Source organism: Ferrovibrio sp., assembly GCF_002796975.1.
Lineage (GTDB): Bacteria > Pseudomonadota > Alphaproteobacteria > Ferrovibrionales > Ferrovibrionaceae > Ferrovibrio.
In genome coordinates this window covers 48,171-65,272 of the sequence record NZ_PEKV01000020.1, presented here as the reverse complement: position 1 = coordinate 65,272, position 17,102 = coordinate 48,171, and the positions used below count along the sequence as shown (strand labels likewise).

The 17,102-nt window shown below is 65.2% G+C and carries 16 protein-coding genes and 1 pseudogene (1 of these 17 only partly in view); all 17 read right to left on the bottom strand.

Annotated elements, in window-relative coordinates:
* Nucleotides 1-239, bottom strand: a pseudogene (gene pnp, locus CTR53_RS19640) (polyribonucleotide nucleotidyltransferase); it reaches 1,832 nt to the left of the window's first position.
* A gap of 265 nt (nucleotides 240-504) precedes the next feature.
* Nucleotides 505-774, bottom strand: a complete 270-nt coding sequence (gene rpsO, locus CTR53_RS19635; RefSeq protein WP_290817582.1) for a 30S ribosomal protein S15 — start codon at nucleotides 772-774, stop codon at nucleotides 505-507.
* Between the two features lie 17 nt (nucleotides 775-791).
* Nucleotides 792-1,664 carry a tRNA pseudouridine(55) synthase TruB gene (gene truB, locus CTR53_RS19630; RefSeq protein WP_290817579.1) on the bottom strand — a complete coding sequence of 291 codons (873 nt, stop codon included), beginning with the start codon at nucleotides 1,662-1,664 and terminating at the stop codon, nucleotides 792-794.
* Between the two features lie 46 nt (nucleotides 1,665-1,710).
* Nucleotides 1,711-2,136: a 30S ribosome-binding factor RbfA gene (gene rbfA, locus CTR53_RS19625; protein WP_290817576.1), complete on the bottom strand. Its 426-nt coding sequence runs from the start codon at nucleotides 2,134-2,136 to the stop codon at nucleotides 1,711-1,713.
* 31 nt (nucleotides 2,137-2,167) lie between these two features.
* The gene (gene infB / locus CTR53_RS19620) at nucleotides 2,168-5,026 is read right to left on the bottom strand and encodes a translation initiation factor IF-2 (RefSeq protein WP_290817573.1); all 2,859 of its coding nucleotides are present in this window, start codon (nucleotides 5,024-5,026) and stop codon (nucleotides 2,168-2,170) included.
* Between the two features lie 78 nt (nucleotides 5,027-5,104).
* Nucleotides 5,105-5,548, bottom strand: coding sequence for a DUF448 domain-containing protein (locus CTR53_RS19615; RefSeq protein WP_290817570.1), 444 nt, complete (start codon nucleotides 5,546-5,548; stop codon nucleotides 5,105-5,107).
* Between the two features lie 25 nt (nucleotides 5,549-5,573).
* Nucleotides 5,574-7,094, bottom strand: coding sequence for a transcription termination factor NusA (nusA, locus tag CTR53_RS19610; RefSeq protein ID WP_290817567.1), 1,521 nt, complete (start codon nucleotides 7,092-7,094; stop codon nucleotides 5,574-5,576).
* A gap of 33 nt (nucleotides 7,095-7,127) precedes the next feature.
* Complete coding sequence (rimP, locus tag CTR53_RS19605; protein ID WP_290817564.1) at nucleotides 7,128-7,649, bottom strand: ribosome maturation factor RimP; 522 nt, start codon at nucleotides 7,647-7,649, stop codon at nucleotides 7,128-7,130.
* Between the two features lie 209 nt (nucleotides 7,650-7,858).
* Nucleotides 7,859-8,563 carry a hypothetical protein gene (locus CTR53_RS19600; RefSeq protein ID WP_290817561.1) on the bottom strand — a complete coding sequence of 235 codons (705 nt, stop codon included), beginning with the start codon at nucleotides 8,561-8,563 and terminating at the stop codon, nucleotides 7,859-7,861.
* Nucleotides 8,564-8,594: 31 nt separating this feature from the next.
* Nucleotides 8,595-9,311: a tRNA (guanosine(46)-N7)-methyltransferase TrmB gene (gene trmB, locus CTR53_RS19595; RefSeq protein WP_290817559.1), complete on the bottom strand. Its 717-nt coding sequence runs from the start codon at nucleotides 9,309-9,311 to the stop codon at nucleotides 8,595-8,597.
* 18 nt (nucleotides 9,312-9,329) lie between these two features.
* Nucleotides 9,330-10,544 carry a methionine adenosyltransferase gene (metK, locus tag CTR53_RS19590; RefSeq protein ID WP_290817556.1) on the bottom strand — a complete coding sequence of 405 codons (1,215 nt, stop codon included), beginning with the start codon at nucleotides 10,542-10,544 and terminating at the stop codon, nucleotides 9,330-9,332.
* A gap of 189 nt (nucleotides 10,545-10,733) precedes the next feature.
* On the bottom strand, nucleotides 10,734-11,177 hold the full coding sequence (locus CTR53_RS19585; protein ID WP_290817553.1) for a helix-turn-helix domain-containing protein: 444 nt from the start codon (nucleotides 11,175-11,177) through the stop codon (nucleotides 10,734-10,736).
* A gap of 85 nt (nucleotides 11,178-11,262) precedes the next feature.
* Complete coding sequence (gene lnt, locus CTR53_RS19580) at nucleotides 11,263-12,834, bottom strand: apolipoprotein N-acyltransferase (protein WP_290817550.1); 1,572 nt, start codon at nucleotides 12,832-12,834, stop codon at nucleotides 11,263-11,265.
* 90 nt (nucleotides 12,835-12,924) lie between these two features.
* Nucleotides 12,925-13,344, bottom strand: a complete 420-nt coding sequence (locus CTR53_RS19575; RefSeq protein ID WP_290817547.1) for a transporter associated domain-containing protein — start codon at nucleotides 13,342-13,344, stop codon at nucleotides 12,925-12,927.
* A gap of 369 nt (nucleotides 13,345-13,713) precedes the next feature.
* Nucleotides 13,714-14,319 carry an rRNA maturation RNase YbeY gene (ybeY, locus tag CTR53_RS19570; protein ID WP_290817544.1) on the bottom strand — a complete coding sequence of 202 codons (606 nt, stop codon included), beginning with the start codon at nucleotides 14,317-14,319 and terminating at the stop codon, nucleotides 13,714-13,716.
* Between the two features lie 40 nt (nucleotides 14,320-14,359).
* Nucleotides 14,360-15,433, bottom strand: coding sequence for a PhoH family protein (locus CTR53_RS19565; RefSeq protein ID WP_290817541.1), 1,074 nt, complete (start codon nucleotides 15,431-15,433; stop codon nucleotides 14,360-14,362).
* A 47-nt stretch (nucleotides 15,434-15,480) separates the two neighbouring features.
* On the bottom strand, nucleotides 15,481-16,860 hold the full coding sequence (miaB, locus tag CTR53_RS19560; RefSeq protein WP_290817538.1) for a tRNA (N6-isopentenyl adenosine(37)-C2)-methylthiotransferase MiaB: 1,380 nt from the start codon (nucleotides 16,858-16,860) through the stop codon (nucleotides 15,481-15,483).
* Nucleotides 16,861-17,102 lie beyond the last annotated feature (242 nt).

Here is a 17,102-nt window from a genome sequence, read left to right as displayed (position 1 = left end):
CGCTTGAAGAAGCCGCCGGGGATCTTGCCCGCAGCGAAGGTCTTCTCCTGGTAATTCACGGTGAGCGGGAAAAAGTCCACGCCCGGCTTCGGGGTCTTCGCGGCAACGGCGGTGCAGAGCACGATCGTATCGCCATAGGTGACCATGACGGCGCCATCGGCCTGACGGGCGATCTTGCCGGTCTCGATGGTCAGCTTGCGGCCGCCCCACATCAGTTCGGTCTTGTGAATGTTGAACATTGCTTTTTCTTCCTTCCTCGACGCCTGCGGTCCCTTGACCTCAGGCACCCGGCGGGACGGCGCCCATCGCCTCCCGCCCGGCCGGCACGACTAGATCAGTCGCGCGCGGCAAACCGGCGCATCGAGTCCATCCCGATGCCGCCGGCCAATGTTCCGGCCTACGGTGAAAAAACGACGCCCGCCCCGGCGGTCCGGGAGCGGGCGTGTGTCATCGTATCCGGAATACGGCTGCTGGCGATTTGCTTCGCGGCAGCTGCCATAGTCGTTACTTGCGGAGACCCAGACGCTGGACCAGCGAGTTGTAACGCGACGCGTCGATGTTCTTCAGATAGTCGAGCAGCGAACGACGCTTGCTCACCATCATCAGAAGGCCGCGACGCGAATGCACGTCCTTCTTATGGGTCTTGAAATGGTCGGTGAGATTGTTGATGCGCTCGGTGAGCACGGCCACCTGGACTTCCGGCGAACCGGTGTCGCCCTTCTTGGTGGCATATTCGGTAACCAGCGCGGTCTTGCGCTCGGCAGTGATCGTCATGACTTAACTCCGCGACATCAGAGGTTGAACAAACGCAGCGGTCGGACTTCGTCGGCAGAACGCTCGGCGAGGCCGACGGGCTTGCCGTCCGCCATCACCAGAAATTCGCCTTCCGGCGGGAGTCCGGGGGCCATCAGCGCGATCTTTATAGGTTGGCCGTGTTTGAGGCGGTCAGCCTGCGGGCCGGTCAGAACCAGGGCCGGGATGTCGTCCAGCGCGGTTTCGATCGGCAGCAAATACGCGTGCGCGGCGTCCTTTTGGCACAGTTCCTCCAGTGAATCCAGCGAAAAGGCCGCCTTTTCATCATAGCGGCCGACCCTGGTGCGCCGGAGTGCTGTGATATGCCCGTAAGTCCCTAAAGCTAAAGCAAAATCCCGGCCCAGCGCACGTACATACGCGCCTTTGCCGCAATCGACTTCGAAGACGGCATGATCCGGATCGGGACAGTCGACCAGCCGCAGCGCGTCGATGCGGATCGGCCGGGCCGCCAGCTCCAGGACCTCACCCTTCCGGGCCAGGTCGTAGCTGCGCTGGCCGTCCACCTTGATGGCCGAGTAAGCCGGAGGCCGCTGCAGGATCTCGCCCGTGAAGCTCGGCAGCATCGCTTCGATGGCGGCGCGGTCGGGCCGTACATCCGAGCGTTCGGTGACGGCACCTTCCGTGTCGTCGGTTTCGGTGGCTTCGCCCCAACGGACCGTGAAACGGTAGGTCTTGCCCGCCGTCATCACCCAGTTCACGGTTTTGGTGGCTTCGCCCAGCGCAATGGGAAGGATGCCGGTGGCGAGCGGATCGAGCGTGCCGCCATGGCCGGCCTTGGCGGCGTCGGTGAGACGGCGTACGCGTGCCAGGCATTGCGTCGAGGTCAGGCCGAGCGGCTTGTCGACGATCACCCAGCCATGGACCGGGCGGCCCCTTCTCTTCATAGAGCGGGCTTCTTCATTCGTCGTCGGGCTCTTTGTCGAGATCGGCGCGCACCGCAGGCTGCTGCAGCAGGCGGGTGACGCGGGCGGCCTCGTCGAAGCTGTGGTCGAGCTTGAAGGAAAACTGCGGGGCGACGCGCAGGTTGATCTGCTTCACGGCCTCGGTGCGGATATAGGCCGAAGCACGGTTGAGTCCGGCGATGATCTTAGGCGCATCGCTGCCGCCGAGCGGCATGACAAAGGCGGTCGCCGCTTTCAGGTCGGGGCTGATGCGCACTTCGGTGACGGTGACGACCAGATCGGCCAGATCGGGGTCGCGGAAATGCCCGTTGCGCAGCACATCGGACAGGATGTGACGCAGTTCTTCGCCGACGCGCAGCTGGCGCTGGCTGCGTCCGCCGGGCAATTCGTCACGGCCTGAACCGCGCTTGCGTTGCGCCATGGGATACCCCGAGTGGAAGGCTGACGCGCGATTACAGTTCGCGCGCCACGCTCTCGAGTTCGAAACACTCGATCATGTCGCCCTTTTGCAGGTCGTTGTAATTCTCGAACGACATACCGCAATCCATGCCCTGCTTGACCTCGCGCGCATCGTCCTTGAAGCGCTTGAGGGTGGAGAGCGCGCCTTCGTGGATGACCACGTTGTCGCGCAGCAGGCGCACCTTGGCGCCGCGCTTGACGACACCTTCGGTGACCATGCAACCGGCGACCTTGCCGATCTTGGTGATGTTGAACACCTCGCGAACCTCGGCATAGCCGAGGAAGTTTTCGCGAATGGTCGGCGCCAGCATGCCGGACAGCAGCGCCTTCAGGTCGTCGATCAGGTTGTAGATGATCGAGTAGTAGCGGATGTCGACGCCTTCGCGCTCGGCCAGTTCACGGGCCTGCTTGGACGCACGCACGTTGAAGCCGATGACCGCACCCTTCGAGGCGCCGGCCAGCGAGATGTCGGACTCGTTGATGCCGCCGATGGCGCCATGCAGGAAGCGGACAACCACTTCCTCGGTGCCCAGCTTGTTGACGGCGGCCTGGATCGCTTCCAGCGAGCCCTGCACGTCGGTCTTGATGACGATCGGCAGTTCCTTGGCTTCGCCGGCCTGGATCTTGGAGAACATCTGCTCGAGCGAACCGCGCGCCGAGATGGCGGAGCGGGCTTCGCGCTGCTTGCGCTCGCGGAACTCGGCGACTTCACGGGCACGGGCTTCGTTCTCGACGACGACGAATTCATCGCCGGCTTCCGGATTGCCCTGCAGGCCGAGCACTTCGACCGGCACGGCCGGACCGGCCGAGACGACATTCTTGCCGTGATCGTCGATGAGCGCGCGCACGCGGCCCCAGGCACTGCCGGCCACGAACACATCGCCGACATGCAGCGTGCCGCGGGCCACCAGCACGGTGGCGACCGAGCCGCGACCGCGTTCCAGCTTGGCTTCGACCACCACGCCTTCCGCCTTGCGGTTCGGATTGGCCTTGAGGTCGAGGATTTCAGCCTGCAGCAGGATGGCTTCTTCCAGCAAGTCGAGACCCATCTTGGTCTTGGCCGACACTTCGATGGACTGCACTTCGCCGCCCATCTGCTCCACGACGATCTCGTGCTGCAGCAGTTCCTGCCGCACCTTCTGCGGGTTGGCAGCCGGCTTGTCGCACTTGTTGATCGCGATGACGATCGGCACGCCGGCCGCCTTGGCATGGTGGATGGCTTCCACCGTCTGCGGCATCACGCTGTCGTCGGCGGCAACCACCAGCACGACGATGTCGGTGACTTTCGCGCCACGCGCACGCATCTGGGTGAAGGCCTCGTGGCCCGGCGTGTCGAGGAAGGTGATCGCCTTGCCCGACTTCATATGCACCTGGTAGGCGCCGATATGCTGGGTGATGCCGCCGGCTTCGCCGCTGACCACATCGGTAGACCGCAGCGCATCGAGCAGCGAGGTCTTGCCGTGGTCGACGTGACCCATGACGGTGACGACCGGCGAACGCGGCATCTGCGTGCCGTCTTCATCCTTCTCGCCGCCCAGACCCACTTCGATGTCGGATTCCGCCACGCGCTGCACGCGATGGCCGAATTCACCGACGATCAGCTCGGCGGTATCGGCATCGATGGTCTGGTTGATGGTGGCCATCACGCCCATCTTCATCAGCGCCTTGACCACATCCACACCGCGCTCGGCCATACGATTGGCCAGCTCCTGCACGGTGATGGTCTCGGGCACGACGACGTCGCGCAGGATCTTCTGCTGCTCTTCGGCCGCCTGGCCGTGCGAGCGCTTCTCGCGTTCGATACGGCGGCGGAACGAGGCGACCGAGCGCACGCGCTCGTTTTCGTTCAGCGCCGAAGACACGCTCAGCTTGCCGGTGCGGCGTTCGCCGCCCTTGGCAGGACGCAGCGTGGCCGGCTTGGCCGGCACGATCTTGGTGCCGCCGGGGCCGGTGCGGCGCTTGGCACCGCCGTCATCCTCTTCGTCCATCGGCGGACGCACGCCGGTCGGCGCCGCACCCGGCGCTGCCGCACCGCCGGTGGTGGCGGGCTGTTCCGGATTGGCCAGACGGCGGGCCGCTTCGGCCTCGGCCTTCTTGCGCGATTCGTCCTCGGCCTTCTTGCGCGCATCCTCATCGGCCTGGCGGCGCAACGCGGCTTCGCGTTCGGCATGGATCTTGGACTGGTCGTCCATACGGCGACGCATGCCTTCTTCGGCAACGCGGCGCATCTCGGCGTATTTACGGCGCTCATCCTCGTTCGTACGAGTGCGCGACTGGCGCTCCTCCTCTGACATCGGCTTGAGCACCATGCCGCTGGTACGCGGCGGACGGGCCGGAGTGCGGTCGCGCTCGCGAGCGGCGGCGGCAGTGCTGGGGCGCACATCGCCGGTCGGCTGCGCGGTCATGCGCGGGCCGCTGCGCGGCGTCTCGACGATACGGGCTGTGACCGGGGCAGCCGGCGTGGCCGGCGACGTCAGCTCGGCGGCCGGGCGCGGCGCGGCAGCCGTCTCGGCGGCGCGGGCAGCGGCGACGGTTGCCTCTTCGGCGACCTTGGCTGCCTTGGCGGCATCGTATTCGGCAATCTTCTCGGCATGCGAGGGCACATGCACGCTGGGTGCGGCAGCCTTCGGCGCAGCAGCAGACGCCGCGGGTGCGGCGGCCGGTGCAGCTTCGGCAGCCTTCGAACCCGGCGGGACAATGGTGCGCTTCTTGCGCACCTCGACCGTCACCGCCTTGGTGCGGCCGTGGCTGAAGCTCTGGCGCACCTGTCCGGTCTCAACGGTCTTCTTCAGCTCGAGCCGCTTGGGCTTGGCTGAGGTCTTGTCCTTGTCCTGCTCGTTCACGTCGCTCATACAGTCCGCTTCCGCCTACCGCTCAAACTACATTCCACTGATGCCGGGTGGCGCCAGTGGCCTTACCTTCGCCCGCCCTCAGGAGGGCGGGACCAGCCGGACGAGCAGCGCCAGATCGGCCACCGCACGTCGTGTCAGCGGCGAGCGTTTCAGCGCCAGCCGCCCGAGGCCGAGCGCGGACGCATCGGCAGACAGTGTGTCTGCACCTGCGGCCGCATCGGCCAGCACCAGCCCGGCGACCCGGGCTTTCTTCACCTGTTCAGCCACATGGACCGTCCAGGCGTCCTTGCTGCGCGCCGGCAGATCGGCCGGCAGCTGCAGCTTGCGTTTCGCGGCCCGGGCAAACAGGCCCCTGGCCATCGCCGTCGCCACCGCATCCGGTGCCGGCGCGAGCCAGAGCCCGCGGCCGGGAAGCCGATGCGCCGGATCCGGCACCACCGCCGAGTCCTCTGTTACAGCGAACCGCAACAGGGTTTCGGCTTCCGCGCGCTGACCGGTCAGCAGACAACGCCGCTGCGGCATCGCGCGAAACCTCGACGACCCGGCCTTAAGCCTGGCCGCTTTCCTCGCCCTCGAACCAATGCTGACGCGCCGCCATGATGATGGCGTTCGCATCGTCATTGGAAAGACCCTCGCCGACGATCTCCTGCAATTCGTCGCCGGCCAGATCGCCCAGATCGTCGAGCGTCTTCACGCCCTTCTCGCCCAGCGCCACCAGCATCGGCGGGGTGAGGCCTTCGATACCGGCCACCTCGTCGCTGACACCCAGCGCCTTGCGCTTCTCTTCCATCTCGGAATTGCGCTTGTCGATGTATTCGCCGGCGCGCTCATGCAGCTCGTTGGCGATATCGCCGTCGAAGCCCTCGATCTCGGCCAGCTCTTCCACCGGCAGATAGGCGAGTTCCTCGATCTTGGTGAAGCCTTCGGTGACCAGCAGCTGGGCCAGCGTCTCGTCCACGTCCAGCGCATCGATGAAGAGCTGGCTGCGCTCGCGGAATTCCTTCTGGCGGCGCTCGGACTCTTCTTCCTCGGTCAGGATGTCGATGTCGTAGCCGGTCAGCTGCGAGGCCAGACGCACATTCTGGCCGCGGCGACCGATGGCCAGCGACAGCTGGTCGGTCGGCACCACCACCTCAACGGCGTTGGCTTCCTCGTCGAGCACCACCTTGGCCACTTCGGCCGGGGCCAGCGCATTGACGATGAAGGTGGCCGGATCGGGCGACCACTTGATGATGTCGATCTTCTCGCCCTGCAATTCGTTCACCACGGCCTGCACGCGGCTGCCGCGCATACCGACGCAGGCGCCGACCGGATCGATCGAATTGTCGTTCGACAACACGGCGATCTTGGCGCGGCTGCCCGGATCGCGCGCCACGGCGCGGATCTCGATGATGCCGTCATAGACCTCCGGCACTTCCTGGGCGAACAGCTTGGCCATGAACTGCGGATGCGAGCGCGACAGGAAAATCTGCGGCCCGCGCGGTTCGCGGCGCACGTCGTAGATATAGGCGCGCACGCGGTCGCCCTGGCGGAAGGTCTCGCGCGGCAGCAGTTCGTCGCGACGCAGGATCGCTTCGGCGCGGCCCAGGTCGATGGTGACGTTGCCGTATTCCACGCGCTTGACCAGGCCGTTCACGATCTCGCCGATGCGGTCCTTGTATTCGGCATACTGGCGCTCGCGCTCGGCCTCGCGCACCTTCTGCACGATCACCTGCTTGGCGGTCTGCGCGGCGATACGGCCGAAATCGATCGGCGGCAGCGGCTCGGCGATCACGTCGCCCACCTGGGCATCCGGATTACGGCGCTGCGCCTCGAGGATGCCGATCTCGATGGCGTCGTTCTCGATCTTCTCCACGACCTGCAGATGGCGCTCGAGACGAATCTCGCCGCTCTTGCGGTCGATCTCTGCGTGGATGTCGTTCTCCAGGCCGTAGCGCGAGCGCGCTGCCTTCTGAATCGCATCTTCCATCGCCATCAGCACGACATCGCGCTCGATCGCCTTCTCGCGGGCGACCGCATCGGCCACCTGAAGCAATTCGAGCCGATTGAAGCTGGTTACCGTTTCCATTGTTCCCGTTCCTTGAAACTTACCGGTAAAGACTTAGTTCGCCGCCGCACTGCGTCCCGCGAGGCTCGCGGTGATCAGGTCGTCGGTGACAATCAGTTTGGCGCTGGCGATCTCGGCCACGGGCAGACGCGCTTCGCTGCCCTTCTCCTCGTCGCGCAGCAGCAGTTCGTTGCCCTCCAGGCCGCCGATGCGGCCCTGGAAACGCTTGCGACCGTCGAGCGGACGGCCGAGTTCCACCTTGGCGGCGAAGCCCTTGAAGCGGGCGAAATCGGCCGGCTTGATCAGCGGACGGTCCAGACCCGGCGAGGACACTTCCAGCCGGTAGGCGCCGCTGATCGGATCTTCCACATCGAGCACGGCACTGACGCCGCGGCTGACCTCGGCGCAGTCGTCCACCGTGATGCCGCCGTCATGCGGCGCACCACCGGTGTCGCGTTCGAACATGATCTGCAGCACCGGTCGCTCGGTGCCCATCAGCTTGACGCGCACGAGCTGAAAACCCATGCCTTCCAGCGTAGGTGCAATCAAATCCGCAATCCGGGTCGCCGCATCCATGCGTGCGTGGGTTCCTTGCCTTCAAATCCTGTCGATCTTGCTGCCGGCCCGAGGTGTCTCTGCCCTACGCCGGCAGAAACAAAAAATGGGCCGTCCGGCCCATGTCCTCTTCCCGATCCAGCCATGGACCAGGCCAGCAATGTCGGACGCTGTTATAGCGGCAAAATCAGCCAATGCAAGGCTTTTGCGCCTGTTTTAACCCTTTCGAATCAGGGCATTCCCGGGCCGATGCCAGGTCCGTCCCCCGGTCCATTTCCAGGCGGATTTTCCCCCTCGTCCGCGCCCTGGGGCCGCTGCACGATCCGGCGGGCGGTCAGCAGCGAAAACAGGCCCAGCAGCAGCCAGAACAGCAGATTGAGGCCGAGCCCGCGCCAGACCGCAAGCTCTGGCCCCAGAGCGCCAGCCGGATCCGCGCCGGCTGCCTCCAGCGCGCCGGCCTCCGGCGGGCCCGGATTGCCGCCTCCCACCGCCCCGGCCAGCAGCGGCAGCAGGATCAGGCCCAGCCCGGCGATCCGGCGGTTCCGGCGCGCTTTCTCAGCCACTCCCGGCGACCAGAGCAGCCACAGGCCGCCCGCCGTGCAGCCGGCCACGATCAGCCAGCGCAGCGGATGCCCGGCGGTCACCTGGCCGGGCACGGTTTCGGGCAGCACCAGCCAGGGCATCAGGGTAAGCGCCAGAAACCCGGCCGCGCCCCAGGCCAGGGCGCGGTTAAAACCGGTATTTGGCCGATAAAGCAGGAAAATCTGCAGCACAAAGCCGCCGAACAGGCCGAGCGCGAGATGATGCAGCAGCAGGAAATCACCCGCCCGGGTATCCAGCAGACTGGTCGGCGCGCTGGCCACGCGCGCAAACATCAGACCCATCGTGGCCAGCAGTGCCGCGGCAAAGGCGGCCGCCAGCAGGCGGAGCGGCATCGGCGCCTCTTACGCTGTCGGACTTGAGGGTTCAGACCCTGCGCAACCGATAGTAATGCGGGGTGCGGCCCGCCGCGATGGCCTTCTGCTCGTATTTGCTGGCCGGCCAGTCGGCCGGGCGCTGCAGCCAGTCGCGGCTGGTTTCGGCGAGCCAGTCAAAGCGAGGCTCGGCCAGTATATGACGCAGCATCCAGCGCTGGTAATCCGGCACATCCGTCGCCAGTCGCAGTTCATGACCCGGCGGGATCAGCCTGGCCCAGTCGCTGAGCGTGTCGGCATTCACGATCCGGCGCCACTGATGGCGCTTTTTCGGCCAGGGATCGGGAAACAGCGTGAAGCCGCGCGCGATGCTGTTATCAGGCAGCGCCTTCAGTAGCAGCCGGGCATCGTCCATCAGGATGCGGATATTGTCCGGCCCGCCTGTGCTGACGCGGGCTGCAATATGCGAAACCAGCTTGGCGACGCCGGGCTCGTAAGGTTCGACGCCGAGGAAGCCGATCTCGGGATTGGCTTGTGCCAGCGCAAACAGATGCTGCCCGTCGCCGAAGCCGACCTCGGCCCAGTATGCCTTCATCGGCTGCGCGAACAGCGCGGCCGGATCGAGCACGCCATCGGCCGAAGGCAGGGCGATGCTCAGGCGCGGCAGCCAGTCGGCGAAAGTGGTTTCGCGGGTGGGGGAAAATTTGCGGCCGCGCCGACGCCCGTAAATCAGGCGTCTGGACGCGGCCGCGGGCTCTTCGTCAGACACGGTCGTGTTTCAACATCCTCAGCGGACGTTGAAGGCCGACTTCAGGTCCTTGACCAGATCGGTCTTTTCCCAGGAGAAGCCGCCGTCCTTTTCCGGCTTGCGACCGAAATGGCCGTAAGCAGCCGTGCGGGCATAGATCGGGCGGTTCAGCTTGAGATGCTCGCGGATGCCGCGCGGGCTCAGCTTCACCAGCTCCTGCAGGATCTTCGCGATCTTGTTCTCGTCGACCTTGCCGGTGCCGTAAGTGTCGACATAGACCGACAGCGGATAGGCGACGCCGATAGCATAGGAGAGCTGGATCAGGCATTTGTCGGCCAGGCCGGCGGCGACCACGTTCTTCGCCAGATAGCGCGACACGTAAGCGGCCGAACGGTCAACCTTGGTCGGATCCTTGCCCGAGAAGGCGCCGCCGCCATGCGGGGCCGCGCCGCCGTAAGTGTCGACGATGATCTTGCGGCCGGTCAGGCCGCAATCGCCGTCCGGGCCGCCGATGACGAAGCGACCGGTCGGGTTGACGTAGAAATGCTCGTCATCGCACATCCAGCCCTTCGGCATCACCTTCTGCACATAGGGTTTCACGATGCGCTTGATGTCGCCGGATTCGAGCTGGCGGCCCTTCTTGTCCTTGGCGGCATGCTGGGTCGACACCACGATGGCGGTGGCGCCGGTCGGCTTGCCGTTCTTGTAGAGCAGCGTGACCTGGCTCTTGGCGTCGGGACCGAGCAGCGGCTCCTTGCCGCTGTGGCGGGCGTCGGCCAGCGCCGACAGGATGTTGTGCGACAGCTGCAGCGGCGCCGGCATCAGTTCCGGCGTCTCGTTGGTGGCGTAGCCGAACATGATGCCCTGGTCGCCCGCGCCTTCATCCTTGTTGCCGGCGGAGTCGACGCCGACGGCGATGTCGGCCGACTGGCCGTGCAGCAGCACGTCGACCTTGGCGGTCTTCCAGTGGAAGCCCTTCTGTTGGTAGCCGATCTTCTTGATGGTGGCGCGCGCCACCTCTTCGATCTTCTTCTTGTTCACCGCGCCCGACTTCGACACCAGGCTCTTCGGACCGCGCACTTCGCCGGCAATGACGACGCGGTTGGTGGTGGTCAGGGTTTCGCAGGCCACGCGCGCATACGGATCTTCCTTCAGGAAGAGATCCAGCACGCCATCGGAGATCTGGTCGCAGACCTTGTCCGGATGGCCTTCGGAAACGGATTCACTGGTAAACAGATAAGAGGAACGCGCCACGTTTATATCTCCTCAAGCGGCCGCGCCAACCGGCCCGAAGCTGGCGAATCCCCGCACCGGTCGCTTGGCGCACGCCGGAATTGGGAAAACGCGAAAGTCCGGTTATTTCGCAGAGGTTGCCGCAATGGTCAAGCCCAACAGCGTGACCGTCTTGGGGCGCGACCCTATTGGCTGCGGGGCTGGGCCGGTTCAGGCGGCCGGCAGGGTTTCGGACTCAATCGCGGGATCGGCGGCGTCCGTGCCGCCATTCATGGCCCAGACCAGGTCGATGATGCGGCGGCGCAGGCCGGGCTGCTGCAGGCCGCGGAAGGCCCGCAGCAATTCCACATCTTCCCGCGTGATTGTCGCGGCCGGGCTGTCGGCCGGCACGGCGGCGCTGAGGGTGCGGCCGTCCCGCGAGGTCACGGGCTGGCCTTCCAGCCCCTCGAAGAAATAGGCCGGCGGCACATCGAGCAGGGTGGCGAACTGATAGAGACGGCTGGCGCCGATGCGGTTGGCGCCCTTCTCGTATTTCTGGATCTGCTGGAAGGTCAGGCCGACCATCTGGCCGAGCTTGTCCTGACTCATGCCGACCATGGTGCGGCGCAACTTCAGACGGTTGCCGACATGCACATCAACCGAATTCTTCGGCACTGAATTGCCCTCTACTCTTGTACGGTAATCACAATCACATGCTGGACTAAACCAGCCCCGACTAAAGCCGTTGGGGGCGGCGCGGTCAATGCTTTGCGGTCCGGAGCAGTGCAGCAAAAGCAGCGATGAGACTCACTATCGCAAAAACGAGCAGAGGCGCATCGCCGATACGCGCATAGAGTGGACGCTGTGCGATTGCGGCCGGTAAACCGCCATCGACGACGCCGATCTCATTGAGCCCAAGCTGCACCGTGATGCGCCCATAAGGATCGACGATGGCGCTGATGCCGTTGTTGGCAGCGCGCACCAGCGGCAGGCCCTGTTCGACAGCCCGGAATTTTGCGGCGACGAGATGCTGGTAGGGGCCGGACGAGGTGCCGAACCAGGCATCGTTGGTGACATTGAGCAGCAAGCCCGCCGCCGGCGCCGCATCGGACTGTTGCATCGATTCATCGGCGAAGATCGCTTCGTAGCAGATCAGCACCCGCGCGAAGGGCAGGCCCGGAATTGCAATCGGCGCCATGTCGCGACCGAAGGAGAAATCCACCGCGCCAGCTGCAATCGCATCGAGGCCGAGTGGCTTGAGAATCTTGCGGAACGGCAGGTATTCGCCAAACGGCACCAGATGCACCTTGTCGTAGCGCGCCACGATCTGCGCATCGCTGCCGAGCGCAAAGACACTGTTGTAGATCGCGATGTCACGCGGGTTCTCCGAACGCAGTTCTCGTCTGGGCGCGCCGGTGATCAGCACCGTGCCCGGCGCTAGTCGCTTCGCCAGCGCCTCGCGCAGGCCGGGTTCCTCATCCAGCAGATAGGGGATCGCCGTCTCCGGCCAGATCACATGGGTGAGCGCTTTGTCGGCTGGCTGCAGGCTGAGCGCGACATGCTGCTGCAGGTGCTGCTGGCGCAGGCCGTCCTGCCATTTCAGCGTCTGTTCGATGCTCGGCTGCACCAGCCGCAGGTTCACGTCGGGCAGCATGGCGATGTCAGACGGGATACGTAGCGCAGCCAGCCCCATCGCCATGACCAGCAGCGCCGGCAGCACAAGCGCGATGCGACGACCGAGCAGAGCGAGCGCCATGCCGCTCGCCGCCAGCATGGTCAGCAGGCCGAGCCCCTGCGCGCCGATATAGGATGCCAGCTGCATCGCCGCAGGCCAGTCGCCCCAGACATAGCCGACCAGGTTCCACGGAAAACCGGTGGCGACATGGCCGCGCAGCCATTCGCCGACCAGCCAGCCGAATGGCATCAGCAGCATGTAAAGTGGACGGTTGCCGCGCGCGACCAGCCAGGCGAGCCATGCTCCGGTGGCGGGAAACACCGCCAGCACGACAGGCAGCCCGAGTACCGGCAGCGGCAGCAGCAGCGCGTATTTCGCTGCATCGACGAAGAAGGAAATGCCGATCCAGTAATGTCCGGCGACAAAATAGCCGTAAGCAAAGGCGAACAGCGTGAAGAAGCTGCGGCGCCGCGAAGTCATATTGGCGCCGCCATCGTCCAGCAGCAGCAGCAGGATGAAGCAGACGAAGGCCAGCGGCCAAAGCGACAGCGGTGCCTGGGCGCCGGCGAGCAGCACACCGAGCAGCAAAGCCGCGCCATAGCGACGCCAGCCGCGCAAACCCTGCCAGCGGGCGGCCATATCGTGAAGCTTACTCATCGGCGCGAGCCGGAATGACGGCTAAAATTTATTGTCACCCCGGGCTTTTGACCCGGGGTCCCATTTTTACCGTCCACAGGACAGCGATGATTACGCCGCATCGGCGCTGGAGTGCGGCACCGGCTGGCGGATGCGCACGCGCTTGACGCGGCGCGGATCGGCTTCCAGCACTTCGAAGGTCAGCCCGCCGGGATGCTCGATCAGCTCGCCGCGCAGCGGCACGCGACCGAGATGCGACACGATCAGGCCGCCCACGGTGTCGACGTCGCTGTCCTCCTCGGGATCGAGCAGGCTGCGACCGAGCCTTTCCTCAAGGTCGTCGATCGGACAGCGGCCGAGCGCTTCCAGCACGCCATCGGCACGCTGGATCAGCATGCCACCGGCGGCCACGTCATGTTCGTCGTCGATCTCGCCGACGATCTGCTCGACCAGATCCTCGATGGTGACCAGACCATCCAGCCCGCCATATTCATCGACCACGATGGCCATATGCACACGGGTGTCGCGCATCTCGCGCAGCAGTTCGAGCACCGGTTTCGANNTGGATCATGCCGATCACGTCGTCGAGATTGCCGCGATAGATCGGCAGGCGCGAATGCTCGGCATCCACCAGCGTCTTCACCAGCTTGTCGAATTCGATCTCCAGCGGCACGGCGATGATGTCGGTGCGCGGCACGCGGATTTCGCCGACGCGCAGCTCGCCCACTTCCAGCACATTGCGCAGCAGTGCACGCTCGGCGGTTTCCTCCGGCGTGGAACTGTCGTCGGCATGCTCTTCCAGCAGCTCTTCGATACTGTCGCGGAGCGACTCGTCGTGGCGGCCGCGCAGCAGCGACAGCAGCCGCTTCCACAGTGTGGCGCCGTTTTCCCGCGTCTCGCTCATTTTGTGCGCTTCCGCTTCGCGGCAGGTTTCTGGCGCGCTGCGACTTTCTTCTTTGCTGTCTTTTTCTTCACGGCCTGCTTTTTCGGCTTTGCCGCCTTCGGCTTTCTGGACGCTGCCGGCTTGTAGGGATCGCCGATGCCCATGGCAGCCAGGATATCGGTCTCCAGCGGCTCCATGGCCTCCGCCTGCTCGTCGTCCATATGGTCGTAGCCGAGCAGGTGCAGCACGCCATGCACGGTCAGGTGCGTCACGTGATCGGCCAGAGCCTTTTTCTGCTCGCGTGCCTCGCGCTGACAGGTGGCAAGCCCGAGCGCCACATCGCCGAGCCAGGCCGGCGGCCGGGCCGGATCGACCGCGTTTTCAGCCGGGAAGGACAGCACGTTGGTCGGCTTGTCCTTGGCGCGCCAGCCGGCATTCAGCTTGCGCATCTCGGCATCGTCGGTGAGCAGGATGCTGAGCGAGGTCTTCGCTTTGGGCGGCAGTTCAGCCTTCAGCGCGGCGATGGCAGCACGGCGCACCGCGGCGGCCGGATTGGGCAAAGCCGCACGCCAGGCGCTGCTGGCAATGCGGATATCGATCTCGATACTGGAACCGTCGGGCATGGTGCAGTGCTTTGTGGCAAATTCGGCGGCTCAGTTCAACCTATCCACGGCGCGGACGACCGGCGGCATCCGGCCGCGACAGGCCCAATTCCTGCTCATGCGCCGAATAGGCGCGCACGATCTTGGTGACCAGCGGATGACGCACCACGTCGGCTTCGCCGAAGCGCACGAAACCGATGCCTTCGGTGCCTTCAAGGATGTCGAGCGCGTGGCGCAGGCCCGACGGCACGCCGATGGGCAGATCGATCTGCGACAGGTCGCCGGTGACCACCAGGCGCGAATTCTCGCCCAGGCGGGTCAGCAGCATCTTCATCTGCACCGGCGAGGTGTTCTGCGCCTCATCCAGAATCACGAAGGCATTCGCCAGCGTGCGGCCGCGCATGAAGGCAAGCGGCGCGACTTCCACCTCGCCGCTTTCCAGGCCCTTGGCGACGCGCTCGGCCGGCAGCATGTCGTAGAGTGCGTCGTAGAGCGGACGCAGATAGGGGTCGATCTTGTCGCGCATGTCGCCGGGCAGGAAGCCGAGGCGTTCGCCGGCCTCGACGGCGGGGCGCGACAGGATGATGCGGTCGACACGGCCTTCGAGCAGGAAATTCACTGCCATGGCCACGGCGAGATAGGTCTTGCCGGTGCCGGCCGGACCGAGACCGAACACAAGTTCATGCGTCTGCAGCGCGTCGAAATACAGTTTCTGCGTATGCGAGCGCGGCAGGATCACACGCTTCTTGGTGCGTACCGCACCGTCCGGCACCGGCCGGTCGTCGCGGATCAGTTCCGCCTTGTCACGCAGTTTTGCATTACCACTCACCGGAGCATTCATCGGACCTCCCTGGGTCATGCGGATCGCACCATCGACATCGCCCATCTCGATTTCAGCCCCGCCTTCGAGCCGACGATAGAGATCGGTGAGAATTTTCCTGGCCTGCGCCTGCGCCTCGGCGGCGCCGGTGATCATCAGCCGGTTGCCGCGCGAGGCCACCGCCACGCCGAGCCGTTCCTCTATGCGCGCCAGATGGCGATCATGCTCGCCGAACAGCAGCGCCAGCAGGCGGTTGTCATCGAAATCGAGAATGATCGGTTGTCCGGATGTATCCGGGCCGCGTGCATCGCTCACAGGCTTCAGCCTCGTTGCTTCCAAAAGATCTCCGGGCCGCGCCCGCGTCACGCGGCCTCTCGCCGGACGATCTCGCCGGCAAGCGAATTGGCATAACCGCCGGTGATCGTCACCGGCAGGCGGTCGCCGATCTTCAGCATCGGATCGGCCACATAAATGGCCTGCATGTATTGCGAATAGCCGATCAGCTGACCGCTCTGGCGGCCCGGCTTCTGGAACAGCACATCCAGTTCGCGGCCCTCGCAGGCACGGTTGAAGTCGCCCGACAGATCCTGCAGCAGGGCCTGCAGCGCATGGAGCCGTTCGCTGCTCACGGCGTCCGGAACCTGCCGGCCCATCAGGCTGCCCGGCGTGCCGGGACGGTTGGAGTATTTGAAGGAATAGCCGGCGGCGAAGCGCGCTTCGCGCACGATCTTCAGCGTCTGTTCGAAATCGGCGTCGGACTCGCCGGGGAAGCCGGTGATGAAATCGCCGCTCAGCGCGATATCTGGCCTTGCTACGCGCAGCTTCTCGACCACGCGCAGATAGTCTTCGGCGCGATGGCCACGGTTCATCGCCTTCAGCACCGAGTCCGAGCCGGCCTGGATCGGCAGATGCAGGAAGGGCATCAGGCCGGCGACGTCCGCGTGTGCGGCGATCAGCTCGTCGTCCATCTCGCGCGGATGCGATGTCGTGTAGCGCCAGCGCAGGTGCGGATGGGTTTTGGCGAAACGGTCGTTGAGCACGCGCAGCAGCCGGCCGAGCGACCAGCTTTTGCCATCGGGGCCTTCGCCATGCCAGGCATTCACATTCTGGCCGAGCAGCGCGATCTCCTGCACGCCGGTGGCGACGAGACGATCGGCTTCGCGCAGGATCGCGGCGGCCGGGCGCGAATATTCGGCGCCGCGCGTATAGGGCACGACGCAGAAGGTGCAGAATTTGTCGCAGCCTTCCTGCACGGCGAGATAGCCGACCGGCCCCGGCGCAACGCTGATCTCGTCGGGGAGATGATCGAACTTTGAATCGGGCGGAAAGTCTGTCGCGAGGATGCCGCGACCGCCGGTGCCTTTGACGCGGGCGCGTTCGGCGCGCGCCAGCAGTTCCGGCAGCTGGTGATAGGCCTGGCTGCCGACCACGAGATCGACAAACGGCGCGCGGTTGACCAGTTCCTTGCCCTCGGCCTGGGCGACGCAGCCGGCCACCGCAATGGTGACATCGCCGCCCCTGGCCTGGGCGGCATGCTTGCGGATGCGCCAGTGGCCGAGTTCGGAGAAGACTTTCTCGGCGGCTTTTTCGCGGATGTGGCAGGTGTTGATGATCACCATGTCGGCGTCATCGGGCGTCTCGGTCCTGGCGTATCCGAGCGGGGCCAGCACGTCCGCCATGCGGGCGGAGTCGTAGACGTTCATCTGGCAGCCGTGGGTCTTGATGAACAGCTTTTTGGCCAAGTCCGGGTTTCAGCGGGGCGGGTGCCGGGAGAAGATCGGGCGGCGCCCCAGACGCTCCTTGGTGATGAATGACGACCGAATCCGAAGGTAGCACCCGAATCGCCGCAAGGAAAGCACAACCGCGCTGGCGACCAGGTACCGTCATCGATTCTTCATAGGGAAATCAAACGGTTAAACTGTCCGCGGACAGATCAGCCGGCCGCTTGGGCGAGCTTATTCCGGGCTTAAACGAGGTTTATTCC